11 protein-coding genes and 3 pseudogenes are annotated in these 16,153 nt (G+C 69.8%); 8 read left to right on the plus strand and 6 right to left on the minus strand.

The window, feature by feature from the left end:
• Positions 1-350 precede the first annotated feature (350 nt).
• From ACIBAG_RS38220 to dapE, 3 genes are all read left to right on the plus strand, one after another.
• Complete coding sequence (locus ACIBAG_RS38220) at positions 351-647, plus strand: hypothetical protein (protein ID WP_399111814.1); 297 nt, start codon at positions 351-353, stop codon at positions 645-647.
• 954 nt (positions 648-1,601) lie between these two features.
• Positions 1,602-3,080: an amino acid permease gene (locus ACIBAG_RS38225; protein ID WP_399111815.1), complete on the plus strand. Its 1,479-nt coding sequence runs from the start codon at positions 1,602-1,604 to the stop codon at positions 3,078-3,080.
• Positions 3,068-4,129 (plus strand): succinyl-diaminopimelate desuccinylase, encoded by a 1,062-nt coding sequence (gene dapE, locus ACIBAG_RS38230; RefSeq protein WP_399111817.1) that lies wholly within the window; start codon positions 3,068-3,070, stop codon positions 4,127-4,129. Before ACIBAG_RS38225 ends, dapE begins: the two co-directional genes overlap by 13 nt.
• A 45-nt stretch (positions 4,130-4,174) precedes the next feature.
• Here dapE and ACIBAG_RS38235 read toward each other — a convergent pair whose 3' ends face one another.
• Positions 4,175-5,794, minus strand: coding sequence for a PucR family transcriptional regulator (locus ACIBAG_RS38235; protein ID WP_399111818.1), 1,620 nt, complete (start codon positions 5,792-5,794; stop codon positions 4,175-4,177).
• 159 nt (positions 5,795-5,953) lie between these two features.
• Between ACIBAG_RS38235 and ACIBAG_RS38240 the strand changes: the two genes are divergently transcribed.
• Together ACIBAG_RS38240 and menC are read left to right on the plus strand one after the other, a co-directional pair.
• Positions 5,954-6,904: a chorismate synthase gene (locus ACIBAG_RS38240; RefSeq protein WP_399111819.1), complete on the plus strand. Its 951-nt coding sequence runs from the start codon at positions 5,954-5,956 to the stop codon at positions 6,902-6,904.
• Positions 6,901-8,016, plus strand: a complete 1,116-nt coding sequence (gene menC / locus ACIBAG_RS38245; RefSeq protein ID WP_399111821.1) for an o-succinylbenzoate synthase — start codon at positions 6,901-6,903, stop codon at positions 8,014-8,016. Before ACIBAG_RS38240 ends, menC begins: the two co-directional genes overlap by 4 nt.
• A gap of 316 nt (positions 8,017-8,332) precedes the next feature.
• On the opposite strand, the gene katG is transcribed toward menC, so the two are convergent.
• Entirely contained in the window at positions 8,333-10,522 is a 2,190-nt protein-coding gene (gene katG / locus ACIBAG_RS38250) for a catalase/peroxidase HPI (protein WP_399111823.1), read from the minus strand.
• A gap of 371 nt (positions 10,523-10,893) precedes the next feature.
• Between katG and ACIBAG_RS38255 the strand changes: the two are divergent.
• Positions 10,894-11,123 (plus strand): annotated as a pseudogene (locus tag ACIBAG_RS38255) (transposase); the annotation flags it as partial.
• A gap of 93 nt (positions 11,124-11,216) precedes the next feature.
• On the opposite strand, the gene ACIBAG_RS38260 reads toward ACIBAG_RS38255, so the two are convergent.
• Positions 11,217-11,756 (minus strand): endonuclease domain-containing protein, encoded by a 540-nt coding sequence (locus tag ACIBAG_RS38260; RefSeq protein WP_399111824.1) that lies wholly within the window; start codon positions 11,754-11,756, stop codon positions 11,217-11,219.
• Between the two features lie 378 nt (positions 11,757-12,134).
• Positions 12,135-12,539 carry a type II toxin-antitoxin system PemK/MazF family toxin gene (locus ACIBAG_RS38265; protein WP_399111826.1) on the minus strand — a complete coding sequence of 135 codons (405 nt, stop codon included), beginning with the start codon at positions 12,537-12,539 and terminating at the stop codon, positions 12,135-12,137.
• Between the two features lie 262 nt (positions 12,540-12,801).
• Between ACIBAG_RS38265 and ACIBAG_RS38270 the strand changes: the two are divergent.
• Both ACIBAG_RS38270 and ACIBAG_RS38275 read left to right on the plus strand, forming a co-directional pair.
• Positions 12,802-13,097 (plus strand): annotated as a pseudogene (locus ACIBAG_RS38270) (transposase); the annotation flags it as partial.
• Positions 13,098-13,670: 573 nt separating this feature from the next.
• A pseudogene (locus ACIBAG_RS38275) lies at positions 13,671-14,170 on the plus strand (IS5 family transposase); the annotation flags it as partial.
• Here ACIBAG_RS38275 and ACIBAG_RS38280 read toward each other — a convergent pair.
• Both ACIBAG_RS38280 and ACIBAG_RS38285 read right to left on the minus strand, forming a co-directional pair.
• Entirely contained in the window at positions 14,152-14,619 is a 468-nt protein-coding gene (locus ACIBAG_RS38280; RefSeq protein ID WP_399111827.1) for a DUF5959 family protein, read from the minus strand. The pseudogene ACIBAG_RS38275 and the gene ACIBAG_RS38280 sit on opposite strands and share 19 nt — an antisense overlap.
• A gap of 583 nt (positions 14,620-15,202) precedes the next feature.
• On the minus strand, positions 15,203-16,102 hold the full coding sequence (locus ACIBAG_RS38285; RefSeq protein WP_399111829.1) for a TauD/TfdA dioxygenase family protein: 900 nt from the start codon (positions 16,100-16,102) through the stop codon (positions 15,203-15,205).
• Between the last annotated feature and the right edge of the window lie 51 nt (positions 16,103-16,153).

Here is a 16,153-nt window from a genome sequence, read left to right on the forward strand (position 1 = left end):
CGAGCAGCGCGCATGAGCCCGGGCCGGAAGCCTCCGCGTAGCGATGACCGCCGAGAATGCACCAGCCGAGGCATGTGATGCCCTGGGCGGCGCTCGCCCGCCCGACGATCATTGGTGACGTGCCCTAAGCTGCAGTCCAGTCGGTTTCGCCGGCAATGACCGTTGACCCCCGTCGTCGGCTTTCCGGAAAGGCGCGGCTCGGCGTCGTGTTCCGCCCACCCCTTGATGGTGCTCCGGCGCAGTGCGGTGGCGGCGCCGGCGTCCACCACCGCAGGCAAAGAACGTGCCGCGGGCCTACGGTGGTCGAAGAGGACTCGGCGAGCCGAACCGGCGTTGCGGAGGAGGATGCGGTGGAAGAGCACTTCGTCTGGGTGACGACGCGGCGCATTCGACCCGGCACCCTGGAGGACTTCGAGAAGGCCTGGCAGCCGGCCACCTCACCTCAGGGCATGCGTCGCGCTTTCGCGTACTGGTCCGAGGACGGACAGGCGATCACCGGGGTGTCGTTCTGGGACTCCCAGGAGGCCTGCGACTCCTGGCGGTCCTCCGAGCCGGAGGCGCAACGGCGTGCGGCCATGGCCCCCTACGTCGTCGAGGAACGGGAAGGCTTCTACCGTGGCCGCGAGCTCACCGTCCCCCAGCGGTAGGTTCGGCTTTGGGCACGATCTCGAAGCCCGCGGATCGTCCGGCCGTGGCTGTCGCATGCACCACAAGATCACTTCGCGTCTCGTCTGCCTACTCCGATCGGGTTGTCCCAGCGAGGCGCGGATGTGGTGAGGGAGCTGCTCCGTGGCCGACTCCAGGGACCCGGGCAACACCTGATCGCGTACGACGGCGGTGACGGCGGCGGCTCCACCTCAACGCCTTCCTCATGGAGGCGGGCCACCACGAGGCGGCGTGGCGGCTCCCGCACGGCAATCCCCGGGCCGACTTCGACCTGCGGCACTGGATCGAGCCGGCGAAGCCGGCCGAGAGCGCCAAGTTCGACTCGCTGTTCGTCGCGGACGGCCCCGCCCTCATCGAACACGGACGAGTTCCGGTCGCCGGGCCGGCTCGAACCACTGACCCTGCTGACCGGGCTGTCCGGGTCGCCAAGGCACCCCGGGAAGGCTGGGAGTCCGAGGCGGTCGTCGCTCCAGGACCGAGCCGTCGGTCCTTGAACTCCACGCATGTCTACCGGACTTCATTCTCGCCAGGCCGAAGCCGGAAGGCCGGCAGAGCCGTTCCGGACTGATCATCGATCTCGCGGTGCCTGAGAAGCTGACGGTCCGGCAGATCATCTCCCGGCTCGGGGGCGGACGCGGCGGACACGGGCTCCCGGTCCCGGCGAACCAGTTCCATGCCTGACCCGCTCACGACTCGCCGCCGGACGTTCCGGCACGCGGACACGACCCCGCCGGGGTCCGACCACCGTATACCCCGGTCCGAGACAGTTGATCACGCGGACGGCCGCAGCCCTCGGAATGCCGAACCCATCCACCTCCGGCATTGGCCAGAAGGCCAAAGCGCCTCTCACTGTCCTGGCCACCACGCACACCCCTCCCCGCCCCGCCCTTCCGCATCATCAAGGGCCGGAACGGGAGCTGTGAGAGGAGTGGCGCGTGGACACTGTGCAGACGAGACCGCAAACACCCGCGGGTGAGGTCGGCACTGCGAGCAGGTTGACGCGGCGGCGGGACGTCGCCGATCTGGTAGCCGAGGCCCGTGGTGGTGGGCTGCGGCGGACGATGGGGCTCACACAGCTCACGCTGCTCAGCGTGGGCGCCACCCTCGGCACCGGAATCTTCGTCGTCCTCGGCCAGGCGGTGCCCGAGGCGGGCCCCGCCGTCGTGATCTCCTTCGTGCTCGCCGGGATCACCGCATTGTTCTCCGCCCTGTCCTACGCCGAGCTGGCGGGCATGATCCCGGGCGCCGGATCCTCGTACAGCTATGCCTACGCCACGCTCGGCGAACTCGTCGCGTGGGTCTGCGGCTGGTGTCTGGTGCTGGAATACGGCGTCTCGGTCGCCGCCGTCGCGGTCGGCTGGGGCCAGTACGTGAACGAACTGCTGGAGCTCACCGTCGGCTGGACGCTGCCGGAGTCGCTGGCCGCCCCGCCCGGCGCGGGCGGCGTGCTGAACGTTCCGGCCGCCGCGATCGTCGTCCTCGCCATGGTGGTGCTGCTGCGCGGGGCACGCGAGAGCGCCCTCGTCAACACGATCATGGTGGCGGTGAAGGTGGCCGCCCTGGTGATGTTCTGCGCCGTCGCCTTCACGGCGTTCCGCGCCGGGAACTTCCAGCCGCTGTTCCCGCTCGGCATGGCCGGTGTGAGCGCGGGCGCCGCCTCCCTGTTCTTCTCGTACATCGGCTTCGACGCCGCGTCCACGGCCGGCGAGGAGGCCAAGAACCCGCAGCGTGACCTGCCGCGCGCCATCCTCCTCTCCCTCGGGCTGATCACGGCGCTCTATTGCGCGGTGGCGATCGCGGCGGTCGGCGCCATGCCGTGGCAGAAGTTCGCCGGTACCGAGGCCACTCTGAGCGAGGTGCTGGTCCGCTCGGTCGGCGGCGGTAACGTGTGGCCGATCCTGCTGTCCGTCGGCGCGGTCGTCGCCACCACGAGCGTCGTCCTCGCCGTGCAGTACGGGCAGACCCGCATCCTGTTCTCGATGGCACGCGATGGTCTCGTGCCGCCAGTGTTCGCCAAGGTGCACTCGAAGACCGGGGTACCCCGCGCCAACACGGTCATCGTGTCCGCGTTCGTCATGGTGCTCGCCGCACGGGTGCCGCTGGGCGCGCTCGCCGACGCCACCAGCATCGGCACCCTGTTCGCGTTCGCGCTGGTCAACTGTGCCGTGCTGATCCTGCGCCGGCGCAACCCCGCCGCACCGCGCAGCTTCCGGGTGCCGCTGGCGCCGGTGACGTGCGTGCTGGGCACGTTGTGCTGCGGCTATGTGATGTGGGGGCTCGGCGCCGACACCTGGATCGCGTTCGGGCTGTGGATGGTGGTCGGGTTCGCGATCTACGCGCTCTACGGCATCAAGCACTCCCGGCTGAACTGGCCGGCAGCTCCGCAGGAGGAGACCGTCGTATGGCCTCGCTGAACCCGACCGACGACCTGGTGGATCTTGCGCGGGCCCTGGTGGACATCCCTTCCGAGAGCGGGGACGAGGCCGCTCTCGCGGACGCCGTGGAGTCCGCCCTGCGCGGCTGCGCGCACCTGACGGTGGAACGCATCGGCAACTCCCTCGTGGCCCGCACCGACTCGGGCCGCGCCGAGCGGGTGGTCATCGGCGGCCACCTGGACACCGTCCCGGCCGCCGGGAACCTTCCTTCCCGGCTGGACGGTGAGCTGCTCCACGGGCTCGGAGCGTGCGACATGAAGGGCGGCGTCGCCGTCGCCCTGCGCCTCGCGGCCACCCTCACCGCACCGGTGCGCGACGTCACGTACGTCTTCTACGAGTGCGAGGAGGTGTCTGGTGACCGCAACGGCCTGAACCGCATCGCCGCCGAGTGCCCCGAGCTGCTCAAGGCGGACCTCGCGATCCTCATGGAGCCGTCCGACGCGGGCGTCGAGGCGGGCTGCCAGGGCGTGCTGAACGCGGACATCACGGTGCGCGGCGAGCGCGCGCACACGGCCCGCTCATGGAGGGGCGTCAACGCCGCGCACCGGGCGGCCGCCGTGCTCCAGCGCCTCGACGACCACAGCGCCGAGCGGATCGTCATCGACGGCCTGGAGTACCGCGAAGGGCTGAACGCGGTCGCCGTGCGCGCGGGCATCGCCGAGAACGTCGTCCCCGACACCTGCGTGATCACGGTCAACCTGCGCTTCGCGCCCAGCCGTTCGGCCGGGCAGGCCGAGGCCTATCTGCGCGGCCTCTTCCCCGAGTACGACGTCGAGGTCACCGAGGTCGTGCCGGGCGCCCTGCCCGGGCTCGGACAGGGCCCGGTCGCCTCGCTCGTCGAGGTCCTGGGTGCCACCCCCCGCCCCAAGCTGGGCTGGACCGACGTCGCCCGCTTCGCCGCGCTGGGCACGCCCGCGCTCAACTACGGCCCCGGCGACCCGACGCTCGCGCACACCGCCGGGGAGTACGTGCCCGTCGGGCAGTTGCGGGAGTGCGAGGCCCGGCTGGCGGCCTGGCTGAGCGGCTGAACGCCGACCGGTGATTCCCACCTACGGCCTGCCCGCAGGTGGGAATCACCGGCCGGTGCCCCGCAGGCCACCGAGCGTCCGCAGCTGCAACCACAGCACCAACCGCTCGTCCGGTTCGTCCAGATCGATGCCGAGGTGCTGCTGCGCCTGCCTGATGCGGTACCGGCAGGTGTTGGGGTGCACGGCGAGCAGCTTCGCCGCGCGCGCCATGTCGCATCCGGCGTCCAGCCAGCACACCAGGGTCCTGGCGTAGTCGGTGCCCTGCTCGGCGTCGTACGCCAGCACTTCCCGCCAGGATCCTTCCGTCAGCTCCCGCTGCTCGCCGATGAGTTCACGCAGCCGGAGCAGGGTGACGCGGGGGCGTACGTCGGTCACGGCAGCGACATCCTCGTCCGGCCCGAGCACCCGCAGGACGAGGTCGGCGTCTTCCCGTGAGCCGCGCACGGCCGCCAGATCCGCGACGACGTCACCCAGCCCCGCCCGCACCGGCACCCGCAGCGCCTGACCCGCGCGGCGCACGATGTCCTCGACGAGCCGCTTGTGCCGCTCCCCACCGCTCCCCCAAGCTCTCGGCTCCGCTCGAGCAGGGGGTACCCCCATTCCGGCCACCGGCAGCAGCGCGTACACCCTCCCGTCCACCAGCACGCACGCGTGCCGCCCGTAGCGCGCCTCGCACTGGAGCCGTACGAGGTCCAGCAGCCGCAGCGCGGTCTGTTCCCCGTCGGGCGCGGACACCGCTCCGTCGAGTGCGAAGGCCGCGACACGGACCGGGGCGTCGGCGGCGAGGCCGAGGCGGTGGGCGGCGCCGGCGGGATCGGCGGTGCCGTCGAGGAGACGGCGCAGCGAGTCGCTCGTCAGGTGCCGGGACAGTTCCTCGCTTGCCCGGGCCCGCAGCAGGAGGAGGGCGGCCGTGGACGCGCCCCGGGCGAGCGCCTCCTCGGCATCGGGGCCGAGGTGCCCGTCGTCGACGGCCCACACCGACCCCAGCGTCTCGCCGCCCGCGCGGATCGCGACAGCAAGTCGCGGCAGCTCGTCGCCGTCGAGCGCGGCGAGGCGCACGGGTCCGGGGGCGGCGAACAGGACGCGGTATTGCTCGGTGTTCTCGGGGCTGCTCGGTACCTGGCGGCCCAGGATGCCCTGCCGCCTGGCCTCGTCGACGGCCTGCCCGGGGACGGTGGAGTAGGCCAGGATCCGCTGGCGGGTGTCCTCGATGACGACCGCACCGCCCACGGCCGCGGCCACCGCGTTGGCCAGGGCGAACAGGTCCCCGAAGGCGGCCCCGCCGCCCGCCGGGCCGGGCCGGGAACCGATCGCGGACGCCAGCAGCAGATGGACGTGGTGCCAGGCGGCTTCCTCGTCGACGGCGAGCAGCGCGAGGCCGTGGGCCCTCGCCGCCGCCACTGTGTCGGGCTGCCCGTCCCTGTCCCGTACCACGAGCCCGGCCATTCCGGCCGCCGCAGCTTCGCGGGCCAGCGCCTCGACCTCACCCGCTCGCGCCCCGACGCACAGCAGCAGGGCGCCGGGCGCGCTGCGCGGAAACGGGGCCCCGGCGTCGTACAGAAGGACCTCCGAGACGGGTGCGGTGAGGCCGGCCGGGGTGGTGAGCACACGGAACATGGGCTCGCCGAGGGTGTCGAGAAGTTCCTCGAGGGTGCAGGCGTCCATGGGGGGCGGTCTCTTCGGTGGGTGACGGTCACATGAGGACGATCGGCATTTTTATCGGACGGTGACCGCTGAGGGCCTTGGCTGATCGCAACAGAGGTCTCGGGTTTCATTGTGCATGAGGACAATGGCCGACAGGTCGTGGCCCCGGAGACTCAGGGCATGACAGCTGTGACGAGCTCCACCGCCGGGACCGGTACGGCGGACGGTACGCCGAACGTGGGCGCCCTCGCCGACGCCGCGGCCCGTACCGCCGGGATCACGGTCCGTACGGTGCACGACGTGGCCGGAATTCGTGCGGTGGCCGACTTCTTCGCCGATGTGTGGCAGACGCCGCGTGCCACCCCGCCCTACCCCTCGGAGGTGCTGCACAGCCTGGTGCACGCCGGTGGCGCGGTGCACGCGGCGTACCCCGCCGTGCCGTCGGGTGACCGGCCGGCCGGGGCGGCGGTAGTGGTGTTCGGGCCACCCGCCGAGCGGGACGTGTACTCGTTCGTGGCCGCGGCGAGTGCGTCCGGCCGGGGCGTCGGCTTCGCGGTCAAGCAGGCGCAGCGGCTGTGGGCGCTGGAGCGGGGCGCCACCACCATGCGCTGGACCTTCGACCCGCTGGTCAGCCGCAACGCCCGCTTCAACCTGGTCAAGCTGGGTGCCGTCGGCAGCGAGTACCTGGTCGACTTCTACGGCCCGATGAGCGACGGTGTGAACGACGGCGACGAGAGCGACCGGCTGACCGTCGTGTGGGACCTGGTGTCCGGGACCGCACGGAAGGACGACCCCGGCGAGGGCCGCTCGGCCGCCCATGTCGTGCGCCGCGCACCGGACGGCGGCCCGCTCGCCCTGCGCGACACGGACAGGCTGTGGTGCCGCGTGCCCGAGGACATCGTCGCTCTGCGCGCCGCCGACCCGGCCCTCGCGCTCGATTGGCGGCACGCCGTGCGTGAGATCTTCACCGAGGCGTACGGCGAGGGCCTGCGCGCGACGGCCATGTCCCGCGACGGCTGGTACCTGCTGACCCGCCGCCCGTCCCCGGCCACTTCCAAGATCCCCTCCGACCCCTCCGACCCCTCCGACCCCTCCGACCCCTCCGATTCCGCTTCCGAGGAGCAGGAATGAAGCTCGAACGCGTCGAACTGCTCCACGTCGCCATCCCGCTCGTCACCCCGTTCCGTACCTCCTTCGGGACGATGACCAGCAAGGACACCTTCCTGCTGCATGTGGTGACCGACGAGGCCGAGGGCTGGTCGGAGTTCGCCGCCGACCCGCAGCCGCTGTACTGCTCGGAGTTCGTCGCCGGCGCCGAGATCGTCATCCGGGACTTCCTGCTGCCGCGTGTCGCAGCCCTGCCCGAGCCGACGACCGCGTTCGTCACCACCGCCATGGCCTCCGTCAAGGGCCACGAGCTCGCCAAGGCCGCCCTGGAAACCGCCCTCCTGGACGCCGAACTGCGCGCCTGCGGGATGTCGTTCGCGACCTTTCTCGGTTCGGTCCACGAACGGGTGCCGGCCGGCGTCTCGGTCGGCATCAAGAACTCCGTGCCCGAACTCCTCGACGACGTCGAGCGGTACCTCGCCGAGGGCTACCTCCGCATCAAGTTGAAGATCGAGCCGGGCTGGGACATCGAGCCGGTGCGCGCCGTACGCGAACGCTTCGGTGACGCACTCCCGCTCCAGGTCGACGCCAACACCGCCTACACGCTCGCCGACGCCGAGCACCTGCGCAGGCTCGACGACTTCGGGCTGCTGCTGATCGAGGAGCCGCTGGAGGAGAACAACCTCCACGCCCATGCCCAGCTCCAGAAGCGGCTGGCCACCCCGGTCTGCCTCGACGAGTCGATCCACTCCGCGCGCGACGCGGCGTCCGCGATCGCGATGGACGCCTGCCGGGTCGTCAACGTCAAACCGGCCCGCGTCGGCGGCTATCCGGAAGCCCGTCGCATCCACGACGTGGCCGCCGCCCACGGCGTGCCCGTGTGGTGCGGCGGAATGCTGGAGACGGGCATCGGCCGCGCCCCCAACCTGGCACTCGCCGCCCTCCCGGGCTTCACCCTCCCCGGCGACACCTCCGCCTCCAGCCGCTACTTCGCCGAAGACATCACCGAACCCTTCGTCCTCCAGGACGGCCACCTACCCGTACCGACCGCCCCGGGCGTCGGCGTCGACCCCCTGCCGGACGCGCTCGCCCGGTTCACGACGGGAACTCGGGTGTTGTACGCGGGACGGAAGTGATCAAGCGGCGGCGGTGACGGTGGCGTGGGCGGCGCCGTGTGGCCGGCAGCTGGTCGGGCACCTGGATGTCAGCCCGCCGCCGTCTGAGGGCGGACGGAGTCGTACGACAGGAGGGGATTTCAGGGGCGACGCCGACGCCACACCGGACGACGTTGCCCTCGCCCGGATTCTCAGGTCCGGCACGGCACGAAGGATCCCATCTTCAATCGACGTGCGGCGGGCACGCGGCTGTGGGTGGAGTGCGCGTGCCCACCACGGGAGTGACCGGGGGGGGCTCTGAGCGATCCGCGTCACTGCCCCGACCGGGACATCGGGCTCAAGAGAGGTCGAAGCGATCGAGGTTCATCACCTTGTCCCACGCGGTCACGAAGTCACGCACGAACTTCTCTCCCGCGTCCTGTGACGCGTAGACCTCCGCGACGGCCCGGAGCTGGGAGTGCGAACCGAAGATGAGGTCGACCGCGGTGGCGGTCCACTTGAGCTCGCCCGTGGTGCGATTCCGGCCTTCGAATACGTTTTCCTCCGAGGCCGACGCCTTCCACTCCGTGCCCATGTCGAGCAGGTTGACGAAGAAATCGTTGGTCAATGTCTCCGGCCGCTGAGTGAAGACGCCGTGTGGGGATCGCTTGAAGCCGGTGTTCAGGACCCGCATGCCGCCGATCAGCACCGTCATCTCGGGAGCGGTCAGCGTCAACAGGTTGGCGCGGTCCAGCAGGAGGGTCTCCGGCGACAGCTTCTCTCCCGACCGGAGGTAGTTGCGGAACCCGTCGGCCCTGGGTTCGAGCACGGCGAACGACTCCACGTCGGTCTGTTCCTGCGATGCGTCCGTGCGCCCCGGTGCGAACGGGACCGTGATGTCGTACCCGGCGCTCTGCGCGGCTTGTTCGACGGCCGCGCACCCGCCGAGGACGATCAGGTCGGCCAGCGAGACCTTCGTTCCGCCGTCATGCGAGCGGTTGAAGTCCTGCCGGATCTGCTCCAGCCTCTGCAACGCCTCGGCCACCTCGGGCAGGCGGTTGACCTCCCAGTCCCGTTGCGGCGCGAGTCGGATCCGTGCCCCGTTCGCCCCGCCACGCTTGTCGGTGCCGCGGAAGCTCGCTGCCGACGCCCAAGCAGTGCTGACCAGCTGGGAGATGGACAGTCCCGAGGCGACGATCCTGCTCTTGAGGGCGGCGATGTCCTCGTCCCCGATGAGTTCGTGATCGACCTCGGGGACCGGATCCTGCCACAGTTGCGGCTCGGGAACCCACGGGCCGAGGTAGCGCGTGACGGGTCCCATGTCGCGGTGCAACAGCTTGTACCACGCCTTGGCGAACGCTTCCGCCAGCCTGTCCGGGTTCTCGTGGAAGCTCTTCGCGATCGGGCCGTAGACCGGATCCAGCTTCAGCGCCAGGTCCGTCGTCAGCATCATCGGGGCGTGCCTCTTCGACGGATCGTGAGCATCGGGCACCGTGCCCTTGGCCGAAGAATCCGTGGGAGTCCACTGCTTGGCACCGGCGGGGCTCGTCGTCAGCTCCCAGTCGTATCTGAACAGGTTGTCCAGGTAGCCGTTGTCCCACCGGGTCGGCTCGGCGGTCCACGCACCCTCGAGCCCACTCGTGAGCGTGTCGGCGCCCTTGCCGCTGCCGTACGTGTTCCGCCAGCCGAGGCCCTGGTGCTCGATGGGGCCGGCCTCGGGTTCCGGACCGATGTACGCGGGATCGACGGCGCCGTGACACTTGCCGAAGGTGTGGCCGCCGACGATGAGCGCAACCGTCTCCTCGTCGTTCATCGCCATGCGCCCGAATGTCTCGCGAATGTCCCGGGCGGCGGCCATCGGATCCGGGTTGCCGTTGGGCCCCTCCGGATTGACGTAGATCAGTCCCATCTGCACGGCACCGAAGGGAGTGGCGAGTTCCCTGTCGCCGCTGTAGCGCTCGTCCCCGAGCCAGGTGTCCTCGGGCCCCCAGAAGATTTCCTCGGGTTCCCAGATGTCCTCTCGCCCGAAGCCGAATCCGAACGTCTTGAACCCCATGGATTCCATGGCACAGTTGCCCGCGAAGACCAGGAGGTCGGCCCAGGAGATTTTCTGGCCGTACTTCTGCTTGACCGGCCAGAGCAAACGGCGCGCCTTGTCGAGGCTCGCGTTGTCCGGCCAACTGTTGAGGGGGGCAAAGCGCTGAGCGCCGCTGCCGCCACCGCCCCGGCCGTCGGCGACCCGGTACGTGCCCGCGGCGTGCCAACTCATCCTAATGAAGAGGGGCCCGTAGTGGCCGTAGTCGGCAGGCCACCAGTCCTGCGACGTCGTCATCACCTCGAAGACGTCCTGCTTCAGCGCGTCGAGGTCGAGGGTCGCGAACTCTCTCGCATAGTTGAAGCCCTCGTCCATCGGATTGGAGCGGGACGAGTGCTGGTGGAGAATCTGCAGGTCCAGCTGATTCGGCCACCAGTCCCGGTTTGTCCTGGGCCGAGTCGGCGTGGGGGTCGGGGAGGGGATTGCTGGGTTCTCGCTTTCGCTGCCGGACACGTCCGTCCTTCTTTCCGTCTCGGTGGATCCACACAGAATGCCGATGATGCTGATGCGTCGGCGTCCGTATGGTCGCGCACCGCAGACGGCTCTGCTATGAAACACGCAGAGCACTCCCGCACAACAAAGACGCGAAAGGAGGTTGCTTTTCTGCTCCCGTGTTGATTCCCGCACAAGCCGAATCCGCGTTCCGGGATCTCCTGGCAACAATCCGTCGAGGAAGTGGCCGGGAAACCATGGGGACACCATGCGCACTGCAGGCAGCGTACTGGCGGACCCAAGTGGATCACCGACGGTCCACGCAGACCATTGCGGGTGTCCATAGATCATTTGTGGGACAACCTCTAGTCGACACGCACGGCCCCGAAGCGATCCTCACCGCGATCGACAAACTCACCGACGAGGCGGGCGAGAAGCCGTTGATCTCGCCGACGAAAGTGCGGCCGCAGGGCGGCAGAACGCAGGACACGCCTGATTAGACGCTGTTCGCCACCATCATTTACGTCCTGGGCAGCGGCTGCGCCTGGCGGGCTCTCCGCCCTGCTTCGGCATCTCGAAATCGACGGCTCACCGCCGCTTCTTCATCTGGTCCAGAGCCGGTGCCTAACCCGAGGAGCAGTCCGCGACTGGCCTCGCCAGCGCTGGCTTCACGACGGATCTGGACCTCAGCTGATTCGGCGCCTGTCGGGTGGCGCTACCCCAGGAACACACGGAACTGTCGGGTTTCAAGGCAGCGGTGCGCCGGAGGGTTCGCCAGGTAATCGTTCATGCGTTGCCAGTCTTGCCGGTTGCGCGGTAGGCGCTCGTACCAGGCGACTCCGCGCGCGTTGCATCCGATGCATAGCAGCCCTCGGACGCACCGGCCGCATGTCCAGTCTTGAGACCCACAGCAATTGTGGTCATGGTCGATGTGCCAGTACGAGCGGGGTTCGTCTTCCTGAGGTCCCTGACTGCACAAGGCGCAGACGTGCCCCTGGACGTCAAGGATGGCGTGCACGTCTTTGACCGTCAGGTTGTACCGCTGTGCCTGGCGCGCCATGGGGCTACAGCCCAGGCAATGCCCCCTCACCCGACCCCGCACCCCGTACTTGTAGATGGCACCGCACTGATCACAGTTCATCAACGTGTCGTCAGTAAGCGGGATCCCGTAAAGCATGCCCGGAGCGTATCCGGAGGCACTGACACCGACTCGGTCTCCATCATGCAGGCTTCGCTCGGCCGCGCCGCCAGGCATCTCCCGAGCCGCCGCCCACGACCACGGACGGCCGTCAGATGACCGGCTGGTTCACCCCGCCACGCCGACACACTAGGTGAGGAGTAGACCCACCAGCTCAACGTCTTCGGCGGCATCGCAGCGACACCGCGATCGTCGGCTGACTACGAGGCGCCATCCCACAGACGCGAGGGAAGCTCCCTAGGCCTACGGGGCATCCGGTCGCAGGTACACCCGATGCCGCACCCTCGCGTGCTTCAGTCAGAACGCCGTTCATGCCACAACGGACCCAAGTCGGCCAATACTCCGGCCGTAGATCGTGATCTTGTTGCTGGAGTGCGGTGGAGAGGGGCAGCGGTCGGCCGTCGACGAGATCGAGCTGGGCAGCACAGGCGTCCGCTACTCGAGTCCTTCGAGACGGCGGGCATCTTTGATCTCGCTGATCCTGGCAGCCGTCATCGGGGTCCACTCCCTCCTCTGTCCAGCGGCACGGAGGGCTTCTCCAACCTCGCTGAGCTTCACGGAGGACAACACGCCCGCCCGCTCGATCAGGTCGTCCCGGGCCACGGTGGTCAGCCATGTGCACGGAGTGAAGCCTGGACGCGGGAACGCGAACCGCAGCACGCCTTCGAAGGGCAGTCCTTCCGGGGCTCCTACGGCCACTTCAACGCCCAGGCCGCTGATGTCGACGCCCGCTGGCGCAACGACCTGCATCGCCTGAAACCCGGATGACTCCTCGTCCGAGAGCAGCAGGACCGGGCGTCGCTCATCGAAGTCGACCCACCAGACTTCACCGCGTTGCATGTGTCCTCCTGGCACGAGACGGCGGGCGAACGCTGCGTGCCCCGTGCGGGACACGGAAGGGATGCGGCCCCGTCTTCGCACGTCGTGACCGAGGGGCGGTGAAGACGGGCGTGGCCACCGTTGATCATCGGTGTGTGAAGACTGAAGATCATGCGGTGGCCGCGAGTCACAGCGTAGACCCTGCCCGCTGGCAGGAGGCGTTCGAGACGATGCGGTGCTGGTCGTCGATGACACCGGGGACGTGAAGAAGGGCACGCACACCGTGGGTGTCCAGCGCCAGTACACCGGCACGGCCGGGAGGATCGAAAACGCTCAGGTCGCTGTCCACCTCGTCTATCCAGCCGCCGCGGACACGCGGCGATCGACCGCGAGCTGTACGTCCCGCGCTCGCGGACGTGCGACCCGGACCGCTGCCGGGCGGCCGGACTGGGCGAGGACACCGTCTTCGCGACCAAGCCGGAGCTGGCCGCCCGCATGATCGGCCGGTTCCTTGACGCCGGGCACCGTGTGGGCTGGGTCGCGGGCGATGAGGTGTACGGCGGCAGCCCCAAGCTGCGGGCCGCGCTGGAAGAGCGCCAGGTCGGCTACGTGCTCGCCGTTGCACGCTCGGCCGAAGTCACCACGGGCGCGGGGAAGTTCCGTGCGGATGCCCTGGCCGTGAAGGTGACGAAGTGGGCCTGGCTGAAGCAGTCGGCAGGGGCCGGCGGCAAGGGGCACCGCTTCTACCACTGGGCCGTCATCGACCTGGCAGAACCCCGCCTCGGCGGCCACCAACTGCTGATCCGCCGCAACCGCACCACCGGTGAACTGGCTTACTACCGTTGCTGGTCGCCGGCTGCGGTGCCTTCGGCCACGCTGGTGCGGGTCGCCGGGTCGCCGGGTCGCCGGGTCGCCGGGTCGCCGGGTCGCCGGGTCGAGATGGCGGGTGGAGGAGACCTTCCAGTGCGGAAAGGGCCTGGCCGGACTGGACGAACACGCCCGCCATTCCGCCCCGGACGGGCTGATCCCGCTCACCTGCAACGAGATCCAGCGACTGTTCACCACGCTCATCGTTCGGCCCGTGCACGGTGCAGCCCACCGGCTCGGCTGGTCCGACTGGCGACGCCGCCATCAGGCCCGAGCCCAGGCCACTCCCACATCCGCGCGTCAAAGGGGGAGCCAAGACGGGACGAAGCTCTGTCGACCGGGGCAGGACGGGCAGTGAACACCACCTGATCGCCGACGCGACCGGCATACCGCTCGCCGCCACCCTGACCGGCGCCAACCGCAACGACGTCACCCAGCTGATCCCGCTCCTGCAGGCCGTGCCGCCCGTGCGGGGCAAGCGCGGCCGGCCCCGGCGCCGTCCAGACATCGTTCTCGGCGACCGCGGCTACGACCACGACAAGTACCGCCGCCTCGCCTGGGACCTCGGCGTCAAGCCGGTCATCACCCGGCGCGGCACTGAGCACGGCTCCGGACTTGGCGCCCGACGCTGGGTGGTGGAGCGCGCCTTTGCCCACCTGCACTGGTTCCGCCGCCTGCGGATCCGCTGGGAGATCCGCGACGACATCCGTGAAGCCTTCCTCGCCCTGGCCCGCGCGCTCATCCGCCGGCGTCGGCTTTCGACATCTCAGCGCCGCCACTCGTAGACGCCGAAGGAGGTCTCCACAACCTCTTGCGGCCAGGTCGCCCGGACACTCTGCAGCTGTTCATGCTGGTCATCAGCCCAGTTGTCGGCCAGCCGCACCGGGACACGGACCGATGTCCCCGATCCAGCGGCGTCCTTCACCACAACCGCGGCAAACCCGTCCTGGACGGACATTTCAAACCGGATCTCGGGGTTACGCCCGTCATCCATCCAGACGGCATCCCGCCCAGCGGCGAGCGTGCCCAGGACCTGTGACCAACTGTCCAAGTCATCCGGGGCCAGACACACATCCAAGCGTCCCTGGGCGAACCCGCTCGTGACAACGATCTCCGCATCGAGGAAGTCGTGCCACTGCAACACCCCGGGCATGGTGCGGCCCAGGACCCGAACCTCAAGACTGCTCTCCCCGTCAGCCAGGCGGATGAGATCCACAGTGCCGCCCTCGGTCATCCCCGCTCCCCACACTCGCATCGGCTGCCGTCATGATGCACGCGCACCAGCACTCGGCATGTACGGGGGGCATTGCGCCAGGAGTTCCAAGACCGACGACAACGGCCACTTGCGGCGACAGCGGCGCGGTTTCCGCGTGCGCCGTGCCGAAGCCGCTGTAGACGACGGAGCCGGCAGGCCGTTCCCGTGGTGCACGCACGTCAGCAGTGCGCGGTCGCCCGTGCTGCCGGGAGGGCGAGACAACGGCCCGGTGAGGCGTCTTCGAGTTGGAAGCTGGTGACGCGCCGCTTCCCGAAGGGCGCGTGCGCCCGCCGGGCGGAGGACACGAACGCGCCGAGGAGGCCGACTCCGAGGTGCTGCCCGCGAGCGCGAGTCCGATGCAGCGCCGCGCGGGGACGGCGCTCGTCAGTGCGGTGCGAGCGCGGCGACGGCCTCGTCGATCAGGGCGACGAGGCCGAGCCGGCCGTCGGAGGAGGCCCCGTGGTCGCCAACTGCCCTGCGCACAGGGCCGGGGTGTCGCGGGCGAGGCGGGTCAGGGCGTCGCCCGCGACGGTCACCCGGTACCGCGTGGCGGGTGCCGAGCTCAGACCGTGGCCGGGGTGTAGTGGGCGGCGTCGTCGCCTTCGACGACGTGGCTGAGGGTGCCGTCGATCCCGGCCGGGACGTCGCCCGCGACGGTCACCCGGTGCAGCAGGCGAGGCAGGTCGCCGTAGTCGTCGGGGGCGTAGTGCTGGGTGATGCGGTTGTCGAACAGGACGAGGTCGCCCGGTGTCCAGGCCACGCGCACGATGTTCTCGGGCCGGGTGACGTACGACTGGAAGATACGCAGCAGGTCACGGGAGTCGGACGGGCCGAGGCCCACGATGCTCTGGGCGAAGCCGCCGACGAACAGCCCGCGCTCACCGGTCTCGGGATGGACGCGGACGACCGGGTGCGCGGTGCGGTACTTCCGGGAGACGAACCGCCTGCGGTGCTCGGCCGCCTTCTCGCTCTTCGGGGCGGCGTAGTCGTAGTCGTTGGTGTGCACCGCCCACAGCCTGTCCGCCAGCTCCCGCAGCGGCTCGGGCAGATCCCGGTACGCGGCGGCCGAGTTGGCGATGAGCGTGTTGCCGCCGTAGGGCGGGACCACGATGCTGCGCAGCGTGGACGCCTTCGGGGGCGTACGGACGAAGGTGACGTCGGTGTGCCACTGGTTGGCGCGGATCCCCTCGTCGCCGTCGACGGGCAGGATGTGGGGCTGGCCGTCGACGGAGGGGACCGTCGGGTGCGCGGTGGTGAGTTCACCGAAGAGGGAGGCGAAGCGGAGCTGGCCCGCGTCGTCCAGGTCCTGGTCGCGGAAGACGAGCGCCTTGTGTTCCAGGAGCGCGGAGTTGATCTCGGTGACGACGGCGGGGTCGAGGTCGGTGGACAGATCCACGCCGAGGATTTCGGCGCCGATACGGCCGCCGATCTTCCGGATGTCGAAGGCGGTGCTGGTGGTCATGCTCGGGTGTCCTTTCGAAGGGCGATCGGTCGGGATGTGATCGGTCGGGAT

The sequence above is a fragment of the Streptomyces sp. NPDC051243 genome, assembly GCF_044455405.1.
Taxonomy (GTDB): domain Bacteria; phylum Actinomycetota; class Actinomycetes; order Streptomycetales; family Streptomycetaceae; genus Streptomyces.